Source organism: Ensifer adhaerens (assembly GCF_028993555.1).
Taxonomy (GTDB): domain Bacteria; phylum Pseudomonadota; class Alphaproteobacteria; order Rhizobiales; family Rhizobiaceae; genus Ensifer; species Ensifer adhaerens_I.
Genome location: NZ_CP118611.1, coordinates 2,153,367 through 2,173,129, shown reverse-complemented (window position 1 = coordinate 2,173,129; position 19,763 = coordinate 2,153,367). Strand labels below are relative to the sequence as shown.

Here is a 19,763-nt window from a genome sequence, read left to right as displayed (position 1 = left end):
CAAAGCGAATTCGGGCTAGAACCGCTTGGGGTCAGGTCGTGACATACATGGCCTGGCCCTGAGCCAGATATTGGAACAGCTCATAGCTCATCCAGATGTAGCCGTGGCGTCCGTTCCACTCGCAACCCCACTCCTCTCCGAAGCTGTTTTGGATAAGGATCGCCTGCTGCTCGTCGTCGTAGCCGATGATCAGCATGCAATGGCCGACATTGGGGACCTTGTTGAGGGGGCCGGTCATCGGGCCGGGGCCTTCGTATTTCATGAAGCCATCGTTGAGCGAGGTGCCGTAGCAGAGCGCGCCGCCCGCAGCGATGATTGCCTTGATCGCGTCGAGATCACTGGTTTCGACGATCGCCCAGTCCTGGATCTGGAAGCTGGCGTCGGCTGCCGCGTCGGGATTGTAGCTCGACCAGAGCTCGGGGCAGTTCGGATAATAGGGGGCGTTCTGCCAGTTCGGCGTTCCGCTTTGCTTGAGCAGATTGAGATAGGATGCAAGCCGGGATCCTGCGCAGCCCTTTTGGCCGTAGCTCTTCATGACCTCGATATAGATATGGGCCGGGCTTGCCTGCAGTGCCGTGTTCGATGGGGACTGGCTCGCCGCTGCGGCCGCCGTGTAGGTGGCGAGCCCATAGGTGGAAGCCCAGGCGGCACAGCTCCCGGGGCTGCCGACGTGGCGTGGCGTCCCTTGCGCCTTCGGGGGCGGGAGGTATTGCGGGTCGACGGTCGCCGCGGTCGGCAGCGCCGCGGGCACCCGTGGCCGGACAAGCGGGCCATCCTCTGTGGTGGTGGGGTCATAGCCGAGATCGAGAATTGCTTCATGCACGGACATGTAGGCCTCCTGTCGGCAGCTTCGGCTGCGTAGGTTGAAGGGATGATGTCACTGGGCAGGTTCCGGCAGTCCGCCGGTATTTCGAGGCGTGCTCAGGCTGACCACGTTCTGACAGGGGATCGCAGTTCGCCGCTGTTTCGAATTGATACACGCAATAGTAGAGTCTATCATATTTATGCACGTAGAATATCCTGAGTTTAGAAGGGTAAGCGCAGAACAGGCGTTGGCGAAATGATCATTTCATTGTTGACATTAATTAGAACGTGTATTCCATTATACTGAACGGATCATCGTTCCTGGGGAGTTTCCGAATGAGGAATTTGTTGTTTGCCGCCATGTCGGTCCTGCTGGCCGGCACGGCTCATGCCGAGAATATCGGCATCACCATCGCGCGTTCCGACAGCGCATTCCTGACCATCCTGCGCCAGGGGATGGAGGATCGTGCTGCCAAGCTGGATGGTGTTTCTGTTCAGGTCGAAGATGCCCAGAACGATCCCAGCAAGCAGATGGACCAGGTGCAGAACTTCATTTCCTCCGGCGTCGATGCGATCGTCGTGGTTGCCGTCGACGGCGACAGCACGCCGGCGCTGACGAAGATGGCGAGCGCTGCCGGGATCCCGATCGTCTACGCCAACCATCCGCCGGCCGATGTTGACAGCCTTCCCGAAACCGCCGCTTTCGTTGGCTCCAACGAAGTGGACTCTGGAACGCTGGAAACGAAGGAAGTCTGCCGTCTGCTCGGTGGCAAGGGGGCGGTCTATGTGCTGATGGGGCCACTCAACAATCATTCGTCGCTGACCCGCACGAAGGATATTCACGACGTGATCGCGACCGACGAATGCAAGGGCATGAGCGTGATCGAGGAGCAGAGCGCCAACTGGGATCGGCTCGAAGCCACCAACATCATGACCAACTGGCTTTCGACCGGACGGCAATTCGATGCCGTCATCGCCAACAATGACGAGATGGCGATCGGCGCGATCCAGGCGATGAAGGCGGCGGGCACGGACATGTCGAAGGTCGTGGTCGGCGGCGTCGACGCCACGCCCGACGGCCTCGCCGCCATGGCCGCCGGCGACCTCGATGTCACCGTCTTCCAGAACGCAATCGCGCAGGGTGCAACGGCGATGGACGCAGCCGTCGCTCTGGCGCGTGAGGAGAAGACGGAGCGCCAGATCTGGGTTCCGTTCGAACTGGTGACGCCCGAAAACATGAAGGACTATGCAAAGGCGAACCAATAGCCGGGGCGCTAGTCTTCACAATCCTGGATTGCCATGATCGATTGACGATTATGGTAGACCCGAGTTTCAACTGATACAGAAGCCGGCAGGCCGCCATCTCCGGCCTGCCGAAGCCTCTCGTGTCCGAATAGATGTCCTCTGATCACTCCGCGCAGCGCTCTTCCCAGCCGATTGCCGATCTCCAGATCGCGACCGCTGCCTTTGTGGCCGGCGCCGGATGGCTGTTTTCAATCCACGCGCTTGCCGAGTTGCCGCCGCTCCTCTTCCTCGGCAGCCGTTTTGTCATCGCCGGACTGCTGATCGGTCTGATGGCCAAGTTCACGACCTTCGCGGATATCGCAAAGGCGGTGCGATTGCTGCTCCCCGGTGCATTTGCCTTTGCAGTCGCGATGATGGCCTGGATCTTCGGCCTGAAACACACGACCAATCCCGGTGTTGCGGCTTTCATTTCCTCGACCGGCAACCTGCTGGTGCCGGTTTTCGGCTTGCTCCTTTTCGGCTGGCCGGTCGGGAAAAGGCTTTGGATCTCAATCGCGGTTGCGCTTGCGGGAATGGCTCTTCTGTTTCTTGGGCCCGGCGCACGCGTCGAGGCCGCCCATATCTATTTCGCTGTCTCGGCGTTGCTCTGGGCGGCGAGCATTGCGCTCGTCAAGCGCAACTCCATGGAGGTCGGCGCAGTGGCTGCGGCCGCCATCCAACTGGTGGTCTCGGGTGTGGTCATCCTGGCGGTTTCATTGCTTGCAGAAGACATGCCGACTGCAGTTCCCTCGGTAGAGGTCTGGGGTTGGTATCTGGCAAGCATCCTGATCTCGACCTGCCTGCGTTTCGTTCTCCAGTTTCGCGGGCAGCAGATGATCTCTGCGGCAAGGGCGTCGGTCATCATGTGCTGCGAACCGGTCTGGGTGCTGCTCTTCACGCTGGCATTTCTCGGGACGCCGCTGAGCCTTTCGCAGATCCTGGGCTGCGCAGTCATTTTGCTCGCCATGGTCTGCCAGGTGACGTTGCCGTCAAAATCGCCCGCCTGAAGCTTCTCTTCCACTGTAGCGCCCACCCGCTTGCGCTGCCATGGTCGTCCCGGCCGTTCCGGGTCACCATGGCGACCATTTGCGTCCAGGGCCGGCGATCGTTCGCAATTGGTTAACTGAATGGCAAAAAGCACCAATTTCTAAGGGTTGTCCGTTGCGCGTTTGCGCCCAATCTTCTTCGGCAGCCGGGGCGATGGACCGAATCGGGAATGCGCTCTGGCGCTTGTCGCGCCCGGCAAGGTAGTGAGCGAGAAGGATTTGAATGCTCCTGAACCATCGCATCACCCGCATCACCGTCGGCATCCTGCTTCTGACGCTTGCCGTCGTCGTGCTTCTGCCCGGATTGACCGGCTTTACCAGCCTCGACGGCACAGTGAATGCACGCTTTGCGCCCATCAACGCCCCGATCGACGGCGAAATCGGACAGGCGCCGCCGCGGATCGGAACGCCGGTTTCCGAAAACGAGACACTTCTGACGATCCGCAATGATCGGGTCAATCGGGCCATCCTTGCCTCGCTGCAGGCGGAAGGAAAGACTGCGGCCGATCGGGTGACCGCACTTGAGCGGGAACGGGACGAACTCGTGGCGTTGCGCAACCAGCTCGCCGATCGGCTTGAGAGTTTCAAGAATGCCACCATTGCCAGTCTGGAACGCGAAATTCGCATCCTGCAGAAGCGGGTCGAAGTGTCACGCGCGCAGGACGTCGTTGCGAGGGTAGATCTGGACAGGCGGCAAGAGCTGGAATCCAAGGGGATCTTCACGCGCAAGATGGTCGAGGCGGCAGCGGCCGCAGGCGCTGCCACGGGCGGCGAGGTCGAGATCAGCAACCTGTCGCTCGAACTGCTCGAACAACGGCTGACGGCGCTGCGTCAGGGCATATTCATCGTCGGCGATGGTCAAAACGACGTACCCTATTCGCGCCAGCGTCAGGACGAGGTGATCGTTCGCATAAACGATATCAACACCCGGATTGTCGAGAACAGCACGCGCGCCGACCAGATTGAACGACAACTGGTCGAGGAGGAGAAGCGTGTTCGCAGTCTCGAACTGGCAGAAATCACCTCGCCCTTCAGCGGCGTGGTCTGGACGCGGAACGTCGTCAACGGCTCCAATGTCATCTTGAACAACGAGCTGTTGCGTATCCTCGATTGCCGCGAACTATTCGTCGACATTCTCGTGCCCGAAGTCGATTACGACGAGATCTATCCGGGCCGCGAAGCGGAGGTTCGGCTCCTCGGCCGGAGCGAAGTCTTCAAAGGGAAAGTGCAGGCCGTCAAAGGCTCGTCCGCCGTCGTCGAGAAGGACAATCTCGCTGCCAAGGAGCCGGAGGCCGAGGAGCGCGATGCCAGGATCCGCGTTCAACTTGTCCCATCGGCACTCAACACCGATTTCGGCAATTTTTGCCAGGTGGGACGGACCGCGCAGGTACGCATCTCCCGGCACAATCTGCAACTGACGCAGTGGATCAAGGGACTGTGGTTCAACCTCTTCTAGCGCTCGCGCCCACATTGCTGGTAATCGCCTTCTTCCTGCTTGGGCCATCGAACTGGTCGCGGCATCAAAGCTGGGCGCGCACCATCACCTGTGCGGTCGTTGGCGCGGTCGCATTGCGCTATATGGTCTGGCGTCTCTTCGAGACCGTCCTTCCCTATCCAACCGATGGCGCGAACGTATGGTGGGTTTGGATCGTCTTCGTCATCGAGCTCCTTGCTTTCACCGAGGTCGTTCTTTTCCTCATTCTGATGAGCCGATACGTTGACCGCAGTTCCGAAGCGGACCGACTGGGCAAGACGTTTTTCGCGCGCGCGCCACAGGATCTGCCCACGGTCGATGTGTTCGTTCCGACCTACAATGAACCGCTCGATGTGCTCGAGCGTACGATCGTCGGGGCCTTGGCGCTCGACTATCCGAAGGACAAGTTCAAGGTCTATGTCCTCGACGACGGCCGGCGTGATTGGCTGAAGACCTTCTGCGCGGAGCGGGGCGCAATTCACGTGACGCGAATGGACAATGCGCACGCGAAAGCGGGGAATATGAACAATGGGCTGCGCGCAAGCTCGGGCGACTTCATTGCCATCTTCGACGCAGACTTTGTGCCCTATCGCCATTTTCTCAAGCGCACCTTGCCGTTCTTCTCGGACGAGGAGATCGGGATCGTCCAGACCCCGCAGCACTTCTTCAATGTCGATCCGGTCCAATCGAACCTCGGCCTGGAGAACATCTGGCCGGACGAACAGCGCCTCTTCTTCGACGAGATCGCACCGAGCCGCGACGTCTGGGATGTCAGCTTCTGCTGCGGTTCGTGCTCGATCGCTCGTCGCGAAGCCGTGGATGCGGTCGGCGGCTTTCCGACGGAGTCGATCACCGAAGACCTGTTGACGACGCTGTCGATGCTGAACAAGGGCTACAAGACCCGGTATTTGAACGAACGTCTGTCGATGGGATTGGCGGCCGAGAACCTCACCGGCTATTTCGTCCAGCGAGAACGCTGGTGCCAGGGTGGCATCCAGACGCTCTATCTCCACAACGGCCCGCTGCGCGGACCGGGTTTGTCGCTGTTCCAGCGGATCATGTTTCTGCCCATGTCCTGGCTGGTGCAGTACGTCGTAAGGCTGATCGTGTTGATCGTGCCGATCGCCTATCTCTGGTTCGGCGCCTTGCCGCTGCACTTCACGGGCGTTGCCGACTATGTCTCAAATCAGCTTCCGGTGTTGGCGGCATATTTCCTTTTGATGCTCTGGATTACGCCGACGCGATATCTCCCCGTCGTCTCCAGCGCAGTCGGGACCTTTGCGACGTTCCGAATGCTGCCGACGGTTCTATCCAGCCTCGTGCGGCCCTTCGGCAAGCCGTTCAAGGTAACCCCGAAAGGCACCGGCAACGAGGCAAACAGCTTCGACGCCTACACCTTTACCTGGATTGCCGGTTTCATCGCCGTCACTGCGCTCGGACTTTTGATCAACCTCGTGCCGGAAACAGCGCGGGTCCAGGGATCGTTCTCGGCGATCGGAGCCGTCTGGTCGGGGATCAACATCGTCGTTCTCGTCATCGCGTCTCTCATCTGTTTCGAGAAGCCGCGTCGCCTTTTCCAAGCCTTCAAGCTCGACGAGCCCGCCAAAGTCGACGGGACTCCGGGGCGTGTGGTCAGCCTCTCGCTCGACAAAGCGGTGGTCGCCGTTCCGACGGAAGTACGCTTCCAGTCCGCGCAGGTGACCCTCAGGCTCGACGGTTTCGAGCCTCTGCAGGCAGATCTCAGGCAGGTGACGCAGCGGCGCGGGGACATATCGCGTGCCGGCGACGAGCGGCGCTTCTACCTTCACCTTTACTACGATCTCAGCGGCAAGGAGCGCGACCGGATGATCGTCAAGCTCTATACCGGGCGTTACTCCCAGGACATCCCCGACATCGACAAGATCGCTGTTTCGGTGAACCTACTGCTGCGTGCCTTCGGGCGCACGCGCACTGTCTCCTAGCGGATCCCAGATTTCGCCAATGCTCAAGCCATCAAGTATGGCGAAGGCATCGCCACCAGCCGGGACCTTCCGAGTCCGCCATCAGTTCGCTCTGGCGGGTGGTGATTCTCCCTCTGATGACCCAGCCCGGGTGCTTCTGCGACCAATATCAGCCGCCTTGACACCTCGCTGAAAGCGACTTTTTCGGAAGTGGTATTCAACTTCGAAATACCACTTATTAGCTTTTCTTCAGACTTTCGACTGGGCGGCCAGACGCCGATTGACAGCGCCGCTTTTGCGGACTTATCGTTAAGTCAAATTACTTGACTTAATAGTTCGATCAACGAAACCTGAGGGGGAATTCGTCATGACGGCAGTCGAGGAAATGCGGCTTTTGGGTACCGTTCCTAAGGCCGGGAGGAGGAGGGTGACGGCGGCGCGATGGCGCCTTGGACCGGTCGCCGCAGCGCTGATGATGGTCGCAGCCGCCGAGGCTCGGGCTGAATCCGTTCTCACCATGCACATCGAGGAACAGACGAGCTGGGTACAGAATTTCAACCCGTTCGACCTCGGCGGCCGACGCCAGAGCACCATGGATTTCGTCTATGAGCCGCTGGTGATCTTCAACGACTATGACGGCGGCAAGCCGGTCTGGCGGCTGGCGACGGCCTACAAATTCGCTGACGATCTGAAGTCGATCACCTACACGCTGCGCGACGGCGTGAAATGGTCCGACGGCCAGCCGCTGACCTCGGCGGACATGAAGTTCACGCTGGAGATGATGCTCAAGAACCCGGCCGTCGACACGGTTGGCGTTGGCGAAACCGTTGCCTCCGTCGAAACACCTTCTCCGACGGAAGTGAAGATCAATCTCAAGGACGTCGATACACATTTCCCGGAATCGCTTGCCGATTTTCCCGTCGTACCCGAACACATCTGGAAGGATGTGAAGGATCCGCTCGCCTTCAAGAACGAGACCCCCGTCGGCTCCGGTCCGATGACCGAAATCCGCCGCTTCACGCCGCAGGTCTACGAACAGTGCCGCAATCCCAATTACTGGGATGCCGCCTCATTGAAGGTCGATTGCCTGAAGCTGCCGCAGATCTCGGGCAACGACCAGATGCTGGCGCTCCTTCCGGAAGGCTCGATCGACTGGTTCGGTTCGTTCCTTCCGCAGATCGACAAGACCTATGTCGGTCTCGACGCCGAGCATAACGGCTACTGGCAGCCGCCGGCCGAAACCGTGTCGTTCCAGATGAACCTCAAATCGTCGAATGCCGGCAACGCCGAAGCCTTCAACGACATGACCTTCCGCCGTGCCTTCAGCCTGGCGATGGATCGCACTTCGATGGTCGATATTGCCGGCTTCGGCTATCCGGTCGTCAATACCCATGCGAGCGGCCTGCCGCCGCGCTTCGACAGCTGGCGTAACAAGGCAGCCGAGGGCGCGCAGGACGAGTGGATGGCCTATAACATCGACAAGGCCAACAAGCTGCTCGACGATGCCGGCTACAAGAAGGACGGCGACGGTTTCCGCACCACGCCGAGCGGCAAGCCGATCGCCTTTCCGATCATCGTTCCGAACGGCTGGACCGACTGGATCGATGCCGTGCAGATCGCAGCTGAAGGCCTGCGCAAGATCGGCGTCAATGCGTCCGTCGCCACGCCGGAATACGAGCAGTGGCAGAAGCAGATCCTCGACGGCACGTTCGAGGCGGTGATGAACTCGCGCGCTGACGGCCCGACACCGTTCCGCGGTTATTTCCAGTCGCTTTCGACCGCGTTTGCCGGCCGCATCACCAGCGCGCCGTCCCGATACTCCAATCCCGAGCTCGACAAGGTCTTCGACGACTATCGCCGCGCAACCACGGACGAGGAGCGCAAGACGCTGTTCGATCAGGTGCAGGTGATCGTCGCCGACAACCTGCCCGTCGTGCCGGTGTTCAACGGGCCGACCTGGTACCAGTTCTCGACCAAGCGCTTTACCGGCTGGGTTACCAAGGACGAGCCGGTCATGAATCCCGAGGATCACGACAACAACCGGATGCGGCTGGTGCACCTGCTGCGTCTGAAGCCCGTGCAATAAGCGACAGCGGGACTCAACGATGCGTCTTTCCCGTCGACGGCTTGCCGTCTATTGCGTGGCGTTCCTTTTCGCGATCGTCATGAACTTCGCGGTTCCCCGGATGATGCCGGGCAGCCCCGTCGACAGCATGATCGCCCAACTCGGACCGCGGGCAACGCCCGCGGCCATCGAGGCGATCAAGGCGCGCTTCGGCGCCATCGAGCAGCCGATCTGGCAGCAGTTCGTCGACTATGTCGTCGGCCTCGCCCATTTCGACCTCGGTGTTTCGGTCAAGTACTATCCTCAGACAGTCGTCGAGGTTCTCGGCCGCTCGGCCGGATGGACGGCGTTTCTCGTCTTCACCGCCATCGTCTTTTCGCTCTGCGTCGGCGTGCTTCTGGGCGCCGTTGCCGCCTGGCGACGCGGCGGTCGTTTCGACAGCTTCGTCTCGCCATTCTCGGTTGTGCTGATTGCCGTGCCGCCTGTCATCATCGCGCTTGCGACGCTGTTCACCTTCGGCGTAACGCTCCGGCTGCTGCCGGTCGGTTATGCCTATGATCCGAGCCTTGATCCCGGGCTCGATTTCACCTTCTTCGGCAGCGTCTTCCTGCACGCGATCATGCCGGTGCTGACGCTCTCGCCCTATCTCATCGGTGAATTCCAGACGACGATGCGCTCCAGCATGATTTCCGTGCTCGGCGAGGATTACGTCACCATGGGCCGGGCCAAGGGCCTGTCCGAAACGGCGGTGATGTTCGGCTATGCGGCGCGCAACGCGATGCTGCCGGTGCTGACCAATCTTGCGCTGATGCTGGGCGCCGTCTTTGGCGGCTCGATCGTCACCGAGATCGTCTTCAACTATCCCGGCCTCGGCCTGACACTCTACACGGCCAGCGTCGCCCGCGATTATCCGGTCATCCAGGGGCAGCTCCTGTTGATGACGATCGCGACGCTCGGGGCCAATCTCTTGGTCGATATCATCTACGGCGTCGTCGATCCACGCATCCGGGAGGGCAGGGCATGAATGCGGGTGTCTCCTTGTTCTGGCGGCAGAAGAAAGCCGTCGCCGGTCTGATCATCATTCTCACGCTTTGCCTGATGGCGCTGTTCGCGCCGATCCTGGCGCCGGGCGACCCAAGCGAACGCGTCGGTCGTTCGCATCAGCCGCCGACGGTCGAGCATTATTTCGGCACGACCAAGATGGGGCGTGACGTCTTCTCGCAATTCGTCTGGGGTGCGCGGCCGTCGCTTGCCGTCGGCTTCGCCACTGGCCTTGCGATCACCACGCTCGGCACGATCGTCGGCCTCGTCGCCGGCTATTTCGGCGGCCGCACCGACGCAACGCTCGATCTCGCCACCAACGCCGTGCTCGTCATTCCCAACATTCCCTTGCTCATCTTGCTCGCCTCCTTTGCCGGCACCGTCGGGCCATGGGCGATCATGGCGATCATCGCGCTCACCTCCTGGCCGTGGGGCGCGCGCATGACGCGATCGCAGACCATGGCGCTCAGGCAGCGCGAATTCGTCGTGGCGGCACGCATGGTCGGCGAGCCGCACTGGCGGGTGATCTTCGTGGAAATCCTGCCCAATCTGGTGCCGCTGATCGGCATCAATGTCGTCGGCAGCATCATCTATGCGATCGTCGCCCAGACGACGCTCGAATATCTCGGTTTCGGCGATCCGCTCCGGGTGACATGGGGGACCATGCTCTACAACGCCCAGAACTCCTCGGCGATCATCGTCGGCGCCTGGTGGGACATTGCCGTCCCGGCCGCAGGCATTGCCCTTGTCGGCCTCGGTCTCGCGCTCATCAACTTCACCTTCGACGAGATCGCCAATCCGCAGCTTCGCTCGGGCCCGGCGCTCAGCCGCTGGCTCCGTCTGACGCGGTTGCGTCGCCGCGAACTGGAGGCTGCCCGATGAGCGACGCGCTGCTTCAGATCCGCAACCTGAATGTCGACTATCTGCTCGACGAGGGGGCATTTCGCGCCGTCAACGACGTCTCGTTCGACGTTCGTCGCGGCGAACTCTTCGGGCTTGCCGGCGAGTCCGGCTGCGGCAAGAGCACGATCGCCTATGCGATCACCCGCCTGTCGAAGGCGCCGGCCTGGGTTGCCGGCGGAGAAATCCTGCTCGATGGACAGGACCTTCTCAAGATGCCGGAATCCGCCTTGCAGAATGTCCGCTGGCGGCGGATCGGCATGGTCTTCCAGAGCGCCATGAACTCGCTCAACCCGCTGATGCGGGTCGAGGCGCAGTTCTTCGACGTGCTGCACAAGCACACCGGCGCGACGCGGCCGCAGGCACGGGCGCGGGCGGAGGAGATGTTCCGGCTCGTCGGCATTCCGGCGGGTCGCCTCGATGATTATCCGCACCAGTTCAGCGGCGGCATGCGACAGCGGATCGTCATCGCGATCTGCCTGGCGCTGAAGCCGGAACTCATCATCATGGACGAGCCGACCACGGCGCTCGACGTGGTGGTGCAGCGGGAAATTCTGGAACAGCTTGTCGACCTGCAGCGCAGCCTCGGCTTCTCCGTGCTGTTCATCACCCATGACCTGCATCTGATGGCGCAGCTCTGCCACCGGATCGGTGTTATGTTGAAGGGGCAACTGGTCGAGGTCGGCGATACGCAACAGATCAGCCGTGCGCCGATCCACGACTACACGCGCAAACTCTGGGGCGCGATCCCGCAGCTGCCGCGTTCCGTCCGCAGCCTGGGGGTCGTCGAATGAACGTGATGCCGGTGTCGAGCACAATCGTTGACCAACAGGACGCGATCGTCCGCCTGAAGGATATCAGGCGCAGCTTCGGTGCAGTCGAGGCACTCAGGGGGATTTCGTTGTCGCTGAAGCCCGGGCGCGCGCTCGCGCTCGTCGGTGAATCCGGCTGCGGCAAGACAACCTGCGCCCGCATTGTCGCGCGGCTTGATGGGCCGAGCGCCGGAACGATGCAATTTCGCGGCGCCGACGTGACCGAGGCGGGGGACCGCGCCGCCGAGAAGGCGCGCCGCCGCGCCATCCAGATGGTTTTTCAGGACCCGTTCGCGTCGCTCAATCCGGTGTTCTCGATCTACCATCACCTCGCGCGGCCGTTGCTTTTGCACGGCCATGCAAAGAACGCCGGCGAAGCGAGGGCCGCGGTTGCGCGTCTGCTTGCCGATGTCGGCCTCGATCCGAATGTGACGGCACGAAAATTTCCGCACGAGCTTTCCGGCGGTCAGCGCCAGCGCGTCAACATCGCCCGGGCGCTCGCTGTCGCGCCGGATGTGCTGGTCGCCGACGAGCCGACGTCGATGCTCGATGTTTCGATCCGCCTCGATATCCTGGAGCTTCTCGCGCGCATCAAGCGCGAACGGAACCTCGCCATGCTCTACATCACCCATGATATCGCCACCGCTGCGCACATCGCCGAAGAGGTGGTGGTGATGTTTGCCGGCCAGATGGTCGAGTGGGGCGAGACCAATGCCGTCATCGGCACACCCCGCCATCCCTATACCCAACTTCTGCTTTCGGCCGTTCCTGACCCGGATCGCCCGTTCGTGCCGGGGCAGAGCGCCCGCTTCCTTGCCCATGCCGAAGAGGTGCGGCGCCTCAGCCGGCCGGCGTCGTATGCGGTGGAGGAGGTGGCCGAAAACCATTTCGTCCGCGCCCTTGGCCAAGCTCCTGCGTGAGCTATGTGAACCGAGGTCAAGCCCCCGAGAACTCCGCCGGCCTTCGGCCGGCTGCAAAGACCAACATTCATGGAGCCGTTTGATGACGTTTGCCGCTAAATCTGAATTCCTGCTGGAAACCCTCTGGGTGCCCGTCGGCACAACCGACAGTTCCGTCTATGCACTGACCTTGACCAACAACTCGGATCGAGTGCTCAAGGGTTTTCGCCTCGGCGTTTCCGGCCCGGCTCGTATCAACCCGGCTGCCGAGATCGAGGGGGGCAAGCTGCTGGTCCGCCTCTCCAACTATGCCGAGTTCGCACCGCCGGAAAGTCTCGAAGTGCAGCCGGGCGCCAGCTGGACGCTGAAGGCGCACGGCATGAGCTATGAGCCGCGCCACTGGACCGATGGCGCCAACGCTGCCTTTCTGGTGCTCTCCGACGGCACGATGGCGCCGGTGGCGGTGCTTGCCTCACGGGCCCATGGCGACAACGCCGAGCTGAAGCGTGGCGCCGCCGTCTATCCGGTACCGAAGGTGGCGCCGGTGCCGGTCTCGATCGTGCCGTGGCCGCAGGCGGTTTCCGTTTCCGGCCAGCTGGTGGCGCCTCCGGGTCTCGATCTGAAGCCCGAAGGCGAGACGGCCCAGCGCGCTGCAAAGGCGTTTGCCGATCTCACCGCAAGCCTGTTCCCGGTCGAGGGTGTCGTCCGCCCGGCGTCGGAAGGCGGCTTTCCAGTTGAGCTGTCGAAAGCAACGGATCTTGGGCCGGAAGCCTATAGCGTTCGCTTCTCTCCCGCCGGCGTCTCCGTTTCCGGCAGCACCGAGACCGGCCTTCTCTATGGCCTGATCACGCTCGGGCAGATCCTGCGCGGCGCGCGGCTGCATCCGGGCACCTTCGTGTTTCCGACCGGCGGCGAGATCAAGGACGAGCCGGCGCTTGCCTGGCGCGGCACCCATCTCGACGTAGCCCGGCAATTCTACGGCACCGCCGAGGTCGAGCGCTTCCTGCAGCTGATGGCGTGGAACAAGCTCAACCGCTTCCACTGGCACCTGACCGACGACGAGGCCTGGCGCGTCGAGATCGACGCCTATCCTGCGCTCACCGAAATCGGCGCCTGGCGCGGTCACGGCCGCAAGATCCCGCCGCTGCTCGGTTCGGGCCCGCAACCGACCGGCGGTTACTACACCAAGGCGGCGATCCGTCAGATCGTGGCGCTCGCCGCAAGCCTCGGCATCGAGGTGATGCCCGAAATCGACATTCCCGGCCATTCCTTTGCGATGCTGCAGGCGATCCCGGAACTGCGCGACCCTGAGGAGCAGGGGAGCTATTTTTCGGTGCAGGGCTTCCCGGACAATTGCCTCAACCCGGCACGCGAAGAGACCTATCGCGTGCTGGAGATCATCTTCGACGAACTGATCGAGCTGTTCCCGATGCGGACCATTCATGTCGGCGCCGACGAAGTGCCGCTCGGTGCCTGGTCGGGCTCGCCTCAAGCGCTCGCACGGCTTCGTGCGCTCGCCGGCGGCGAAGTTGCCGAAACGCATGCCAAGCGCTTGAACGTCGTCACCAACACCCACGGCGCCGATGAGATCGACGGATCGGGTGCTGCGGTACTGCAGGGCGAATTCCTGGCACGCGTGCAGGCGTTCCTCGCCAGCCGCGATTGCGTCACCGGCGGCTGGCAGGAGGCCGCGCATGGCAATGTCATCGACAAGAAAAAGTCGCTGCTTTTCGGCTGGCGAACCGTCGAGGCTTCGGCAGCACTTGCCGAGGAAGGCTACGACATCGTCGTCTGCCCCGGCCAGGTCTACTATCTCGACATGGCCAACAGCCCGGCCTGGTCGGAGCCTGGCGCCAGTTGGGCCGGCTGGTCGGATCCGGAAAGGCTATACACTTTCGATCCGGTGGAGGGCTGGACCGACGCGCAGAAAAAGCACCTGCTCGGCGTGCAATGCTGCATCTGGTCCGAGCCGATGACCGACCGCGCCGTCTTCGATCGCCTCGTCTTCCCACGGCTTTCGGCACTGGCCGAAACCGGCTGGACCCGACCGGAGCGAAAGTCCTTCAAACGCTTTGAGGCGCTCGTCGGGCTGATGCCCGTCCTCTACGGCTTCTATGCCACCGAATAGGTACGAGTGAGTTTCCAGTTTTTCGTCTGGGCTTGGCCAGACGATGGATTGGATCGGTGAGCGGCGGCGCAAGCCGCCGTTTGTCGTTCCAATATAGCCGCTCGCGGGCTCGCTGGATTTTCGTGCTTGTACGCTGGAGCGCGGCACGCAAAAGTGCGCATCGATCCCGCGACGACGCCCGCGGAGAAGTGAGTACAGGTTACTGAGGCCAAGATATTGATGCGAAGACTTCCTGGATTGTCGGCGATGAAAGTCTTCGAAGTGGTCGGGCAGACGCGCAGCTTCACGCGCGCCGCCGAGCGCCTCAACCTGACGCAGAGCGCCGTCAGCAGGCAGGTCCGCAACCTCGAGGACGAGCTTGGCGAGGACCTGCTGATCCGCCGCCACCATCATCTGGAACTGACGCCCGCGGGCGCCGAGTTGCTGGCGACGATCCAAGAGGCGTTTCACAGCATCGAAGTGTCGTTGCGCAGCATCACCGAGAAGAGCAACCAGAACCGGCTGCGCATCAACGTGCCGCCGACCTTTGCCAAGCGCTGGCTGCTGCCACGCCTTGCCCGGTTGCGCGAGGCCCTGCCGGATGTGGACATCAGCATCAGCACCGAGGCTTCCGATACGCTTGCCGAGCGCGGGCTTCTCGACTGCGCCATCCGCTTCGGCGATGGCGAATGGCCGATGCTCGATGCGAGCATTCTGATGACGGAGCGGCATGTCGTCGTCTGCGCGCCTTCGCTTCTGGAGGGAGCGAAAGTCGACGGCCCGTCCGATCTTCAGCGTTTCGCCTTCCTGCATGTGCTCGCCTCGCCCGATCGGCGCTACCTCACCTGGCGTCATTGGCTGGACGCGGCCGGCTTCCAGGATGTCGATACCCGCGGTGGGCTGGAATTCGACCTGCTCGATCTTGCGATCGAGGCGGCCTGCGCTGGGCTCGGTGTCACCGTTGCCGACCGCTCCATGGTCCGCAACCAGCTGCAATCCGGTCAATTGGTGCAGCTCTTCGACGTCGAAGTCGAAGGCCACGAATCCTACTGGTTCGTGACGCGGCCGCAGTCCGGCGGCGACCGCAAGGTGGAAGCGTTCCGCGCCTGGCTGTTGGCGGAAGTGGCTGCCGATCGGGCCGACTGAGCAAGCATTCTTTTTTGGAATGCTCTCACCGAAAATTACTCGCTTGTGCGGTTCTCTGCATCGTCGCATCACTTTCATGACGGTTCCGGTCGTGGGAGAGAGGTCGGGTCGTCGCTCGTGAAGCTCTCTCCCGGCCAGTCCGCCTCCCGCGCCGCCATCGGCGCACGGATCGCGGCAAACCATTCCGAGATGCCATGAGCCCCTATCGCAACTTCTCCGGCGGCCTTTTCATTGAAAGCGCGTCCGCGGCTGTGATCGACGTGCGCAACCCGGCGACCGGTCAAGTCTTCACGTCTGTGCCGGCGGCAACGGACGAGGAGGCGATAGCGGCGGTCGATGCCGCGGTGAAGGCGCAGCGCGCGTGGGCAGCACTGCCGGCCATCCAGCGCGGTGATGCCTTGCGCCGGCTGGCGACGGTGCTGGAAAGCCGGGCGGAACGCATCGGCGCAGCCCTTGCGCTGGAATCGGGCAAGAGCCTTGCCGACGCGACCGCCGAAGTGATCTACGGCGCCGAGCTGATGCGCTACCACGCCGAATGGGCCCGCCGCATCGAGGGTGAAGTCATCGAGAGCGATAATCCGGGCGAAACCCTGCTCCTCAAGCGCACGCCGATCGGCGTCGCCGCCTGCCTCATCCCGTTCAATTATCCGATCTACACGCTCGTGCGGAAGATCGCCCCGGCGCTGATATCAGGAAACGCCGTCGTCGTGCGGCCGAGCAACAACACGCCGACCTCCGCCTTTGCCGTGGCCGAAGCCATCGTCGAGGCGGGCCTGCCCGAGGGCCTCGTCAACATCCTGACGATGTCGCACGATGTTGCAAAGACGCTCTGCACCCATCCGGGTGTCGGCATGATCACACTGACGGGCAGTGTTTCGGCTGGCCGGATCGTGCTCGAATACTGCAAGGAAAACATCGCCAAGCCGTCGCTCGAACTGGGCGGCAAGACGCCTGTGATCGTCGAGCCGGATGCGGATCTCGGCGCGGTGGCGAAGATGATCATTACCGCCAAGACCACCCATTGCGGCCAGGTCTGCACCAGCGCCGAACGGCTCTACGTTCATGAAAACGTCCACGACCGGCTGCTTGCCAAGCTGCGCGAAGGTTTTGCCGCCCGCACATTCGGCAATCGCGCCGAGGATGCTGGTCGTATGGGTCCGCTTGCCAATGCCGCGGCACAGAAGCGCGTGCATGAAATGGTCGAGCAGGCGAGGGCGGAGGGTGGAACGATCGAGACGGGCGGTTATCTGCCTGATGGCGATGGCTACTTCTATCCGCCGACGCTGATTTCCGGCTGTACCCAAGAGATGGAGATCGTGCGCGAGGAAGTCTTCGGTCCGGTGCTCGCCGTCCTCCGTTATTCCGCCTTCGAGGAAGCGCTGGCGAAGGCCAGCGATCATCAGTTCGGCCTGAGCTCGGTGCTCTTTACCGAAAACTATCGCACCGTCATGCGCGCCAGCGACGCAATCGAAGCCGGCGAACTCTACGTCAACCGCTTCCCGGCCGATCCCTACCAGGGCTTTCATGCCGGCTGGAAACGCTCGGGGCTCGGCGGTGATGACGGCAAGCATGGCATGCTGGAATTCACCCAGACGCGCCTCGTCGTCCTGAAACACTGATCACTTTGAATTCGAGCAATCCCGGCGGAAACCGGAATTGCTCCGACGCCAACAACGATACCGGGCCGATGGCATTGCTCCCGCCGTCGGCCGGGGAGGAGACTGCCCGTGAGCTCAATTACCGAAACCGAAATCGCCGTGCCATCCGTGTCGGCCCGCAGCCGCTACCTTCAACTGGCGCTGATCGTGATCGCCGCCGGTGCGATCTATCCGATCCTCTATCTTCGCCAGTCCTACCAGACGACGATGCTGGAGGTTCTGAAACTTTCGAACACCGAGCTTGGCGTCCTCTATTCCGTTCTCGGTACCAGCTTCCTCGTCGGCTATTTGCCGAGCGGTTGGCTTGCCGACCGCGTCCAGCCGCGCATCCTGATCCTCATCTCCATGGTTGGCACGGGTCTGCTTGGCCTCTGGTACGCGACGCTGCCTGGCTACTCCGCCCTTCTCGTCATTTACTGCGGCTTCGGCGTCACGACGGGTCTGACGTTCTGGGCGGCCACGCTCAAGCAGGTCAATCTGATCGCCGGCGCTGACGAACAGGGACGTTTCTTCGGCATTCTCGATGGCGGCCGCGGCCTCGTCGAAGCGCTGCTGGCAAGCGTCGCCATCGCGCTCTTCGTCTTCACGACGGAAACGCGCGCCGCCGGGCTTGCCACGGGTTTCCGTGATGTCGTTCTGCATTATGCCATCGTCTGCATCGTCGTCGGCGTTGCCTATTTCGCCGTGTCGCAGCCGGTTGCTGCGGACAGGACCGCGCGCAAGCGCGAGGGCAGCCTTCTCGCCGACATCAGGACACTACTTCGCATCCCCGAAGTGTGGCTGGTCGCTGCGATCATCTTCTGCGGTTACCACGTCTTCCTCGCCACCTACAGCTTCTCGGCCTATCTGCAGGAAGGCGGCTTCGGGATTTCGGCGGCGATGGCCGGTTTGATCGTCACGATCAAGCTGTGGTTGCGTCCGGTAGGCGGCATTGGCGGCGGCTTGCTCGGCGACCGTTACGGCAAGACCGGCATTCTGTTCTTGAGCTTCATTGTCGCGGCCGCCAGTCTGGTGGCAATGATCGTCCTGCCGGGCATCGGCTCGACCGTCCTCTTTGTCGGGCTGGTGCTGCTCGTTGGCCTCATCACCTATACGATCCGCGGTCTCTACTGGGCGATCCTCGACGATTGCCATGTGCCGGCCAACATCACCGGTCTCGCGATCGGCATCATTTCGCTCGTCGGCTACGCGCCCGACACCTACCTGCCGCTGGTCAACGGATACCTCTCGGACCGCTATCCGGGCATCACCGGCTACCAGCTCTATTTCGGCTACATCGCCGCCGTCTGCGTCCTCGGCGCCATCTTCACCCTGGTGCTGATGGCCCGCCTCAAGAAAAAGGGATGACACAAATGAAGATCGCGTCTCTCAAGACCTATGCCGTTGCCGTCCCGCCGCCGCATGTTGGCGGCATGTACTGGATCTTCGTCCGCCTCACCACCGCCTGCGGTATCGAGGGCATCGGCGAAATCTATGCGACCTCCTTCCATCCTAGCGCGATGACGCCGCTGATCGAGGACGTCTTTGAACGGCATCTTCTTGGCCATGATCCGCACCAGATCGAGCGCTTCTGGCGCTCGGCCTATTCGAGCGGCTTCACCCAGCGCCCCGATCCGACGATGATGGGCATCGTCTCGGGTCTCGAGATCGCCTGCTGGGACATTATCGGCAAGGCGGCAGGACGGCCGGTCTCCGACCTTCTCGGTGGAACGGTGCACGCGAAGCTCCGCGCCTATACCTATCTCTATCCGAAGAACGCTGCCGGCGAGTTCGATTTCAACGACCCGGATCTCGCAGCCGAATGCGCCGTCGAGATGGTCGAAATGGGCTTTACGGCCGTGAAGTTCGACCCGGCCGGTCCTTACACCAACTATTCCGGCCACCAGCTCTCCCTTGGTGTCATGGATCGCTGCGAGGAGTTCTGCCGCAAGATCCGCGATGCCGTCGGAAGCAGCGCCGACCTTCTCTTCGGTACCCACGGCCAGATGGTTCCGTCCTCGGCGATCCGTCTCGCGCGTCGCCTGGAGAAGTACGATCCGCTTTGGTTCGAAGAGCCGGTTCCGCCGGGACAGGAGGCGGCGATGGCCGAGGTCGCGCGTGCAACCTCGATTCCCGTTTCGACCGGCGAACGGCTGACGACCAAGTACGAGTTCCAGCGCGTGCTCGAACTGAAGGCTGCCTCGATCCTGCAGATGAACGTGGCGCGTGTCGGCGGCTTGCTGGAGGCGAAGAAGATCGCCGGCATGGCCGAGGCCCATTACGCCCAGATCGCACCGCATCTCTATAACGGCCCGGTGGGGGCCGCCGCCTCAATCCAGCTATCGGCTGCAACGCCGAACTTTCTCATCCACGAGGCGATCCTCGACTTCTCCGGTTTCCATGCCGACGTGCTGAAGACCAAGCTCGCCGTCGAGGACGGTTATCTCATCCCGTCACGCGAGCCTGGCCTCGGCATCGAACTCAACATGGACGTGGTCGAAAAGCACACGCCCTACACCGGTGAGCGCCTGCATCTGCAGATGGACAGCCGGCCGGCCGACGTGAAGGCCTTCGCGCCCGCGCGCGGGTGAACTCGGACAACAGGGAC

General features: G+C 62.3%; 15 protein-coding genes. 14 read left to right on the top strand and 1 reads right to left on the bottom strand.

Features of this window, described 5'->3' with window-relative positions; translation table 11 throughout:
* Positions 1 to 31 precede the first annotated feature (31 nt).
* Positions 32 to 829, bottom strand: coding sequence for a C1 family peptidase (locus PWG15_RS29965; RefSeq protein ID WP_275025173.1), 798 nt, complete (start codon positions 827 to 829; stop codon positions 32 to 34).
* A gap of 311 nt (positions 830 to 1,140) precedes the next feature.
* On the opposite strand from PWG15_RS29965, the gene PWG15_RS29960 reads away from it, so the two are divergent.
* The 14 genes from PWG15_RS29960 (at position 1,141) to PWG15_RS29895 (ending at position 19,746) form a co-directional block, all read left to right on the top strand.
* Positions 1,141 to 2,070, top strand: coding sequence for a sugar ABC transporter substrate-binding protein (locus tag PWG15_RS29960; protein WP_275025172.1), 930 nt, complete (start codon positions 1,141 to 1,143; stop codon positions 2,068 to 2,070).
* A gap of 131 nt (positions 2,071 to 2,201) precedes the next feature.
* Entirely contained in the window at positions 2,202 to 3,095 is an 894-nt protein-coding gene (locus PWG15_RS29955; RefSeq protein WP_275025171.1) for a DMT family transporter, read from the top strand.
* Positions 3,096 to 3,357: 262 nt separating this feature from the next.
* Complete coding sequence (locus PWG15_RS29950; RefSeq protein ID WP_275025170.1) at positions 3,358 to 4,590, top strand: HlyD family secretion protein; 1,233 nt, start codon at positions 3,358 to 3,360, stop codon at positions 4,588 to 4,590.
* The gene (locus PWG15_RS29945) at positions 4,572 to 6,569 is read left to right on the top strand and encodes a glycosyltransferase (RefSeq protein WP_275025169.1); all 1,998 of its coding nucleotides are present in this window, start codon (positions 4,572 to 4,574) and stop codon (positions 6,567 to 6,569) included. Before PWG15_RS29950 ends, PWG15_RS29945 begins: the two co-directional genes overlap by 19 nt.
* 451 nt (positions 6,570 to 7,020) lie before the next feature.
* A complete protein-coding gene (locus tag PWG15_RS29940; protein ID WP_275027263.1) occupies positions 7,021 to 8,634 on the top strand; it encodes an ABC transporter substrate-binding protein in 1,614 nt (537 codons plus the stop codon).
* A 19-nt stretch (positions 8,635 to 8,653) separates the two neighbouring features.
* Entirely contained in the window at positions 8,654 to 9,637 is a 984-nt protein-coding gene (locus PWG15_RS29935) for an ABC transporter permease (protein WP_275025167.1), read from the top strand.
* Positions 9,634 to 10,536 (top strand): ABC transporter permease, encoded by a 903-nt coding sequence (locus PWG15_RS29930; protein WP_275025165.1) that lies wholly within the window; start codon positions 9,634 to 9,636, stop codon positions 10,534 to 10,536. Before PWG15_RS29935 ends, PWG15_RS29930 begins: the two co-directional genes overlap by 4 nt.
* A complete protein-coding gene (locus PWG15_RS29925) occupies positions 10,533 to 11,348 on the top strand; it encodes an ABC transporter ATP-binding protein (RefSeq protein ID WP_275025164.1) in 816 nt (271 codons plus the stop codon). The genes PWG15_RS29930 and PWG15_RS29925 overlap by 4 nt, the downstream gene beginning before the upstream one ends.
* Positions 11,345 to 12,286, top strand: a complete 942-nt coding sequence (locus PWG15_RS29920) for an ABC transporter ATP-binding protein (RefSeq protein ID WP_275025163.1) — start codon at positions 11,345 to 11,347, stop codon at positions 12,284 to 12,286. Before PWG15_RS29925 ends, PWG15_RS29920 begins: the two co-directional genes overlap by 4 nt.
* 82 nt (positions 12,287 to 12,368) lie before the next feature.
* Complete coding sequence (locus PWG15_RS29915) at positions 12,369 to 14,393, top strand: beta-N-acetylhexosaminidase (protein ID WP_275025162.1); 2,025 nt, start codon at positions 12,369 to 12,371, stop codon at positions 14,391 to 14,393.
* A gap of 246 nt (positions 14,394 to 14,639) precedes the next feature.
* Entirely contained in the window at positions 14,640 to 15,518 is an 879-nt protein-coding gene (locus PWG15_RS29910) for a LysR substrate-binding domain-containing protein (protein WP_275025161.1), read from the top strand.
* A gap of 194 nt (positions 15,519 to 15,712) precedes the next feature.
* A complete protein-coding gene (aldA, locus tag PWG15_RS29905) occupies positions 15,713 to 17,137 on the top strand; it encodes an aldehyde dehydrogenase (protein ID WP_275025159.1) in 1,425 nt (474 codons plus the stop codon).
* Positions 17,138 to 17,245: 108 nt separating this feature from the next.
* The gene (locus PWG15_RS29900) at positions 17,246 to 18,523 is read left to right on the top strand and encodes an MFS transporter (RefSeq protein ID WP_425536784.1); all 1,278 of its coding nucleotides are present in this window, start codon (positions 17,246 to 17,248) and stop codon (positions 18,521 to 18,523) included.
* Positions 18,524 to 18,528: 5 nt separating this feature from the next.
* Positions 18,529 to 19,746 (top strand): mandelate racemase/muconate lactonizing enzyme family protein, encoded by a 1,218-nt coding sequence (locus PWG15_RS29895; RefSeq protein ID WP_275025158.1) that lies wholly within the window; start codon positions 18,529 to 18,531, stop codon positions 19,744 to 19,746.
* Positions 19,747 to 19,763 lie beyond the last annotated feature (17 nt).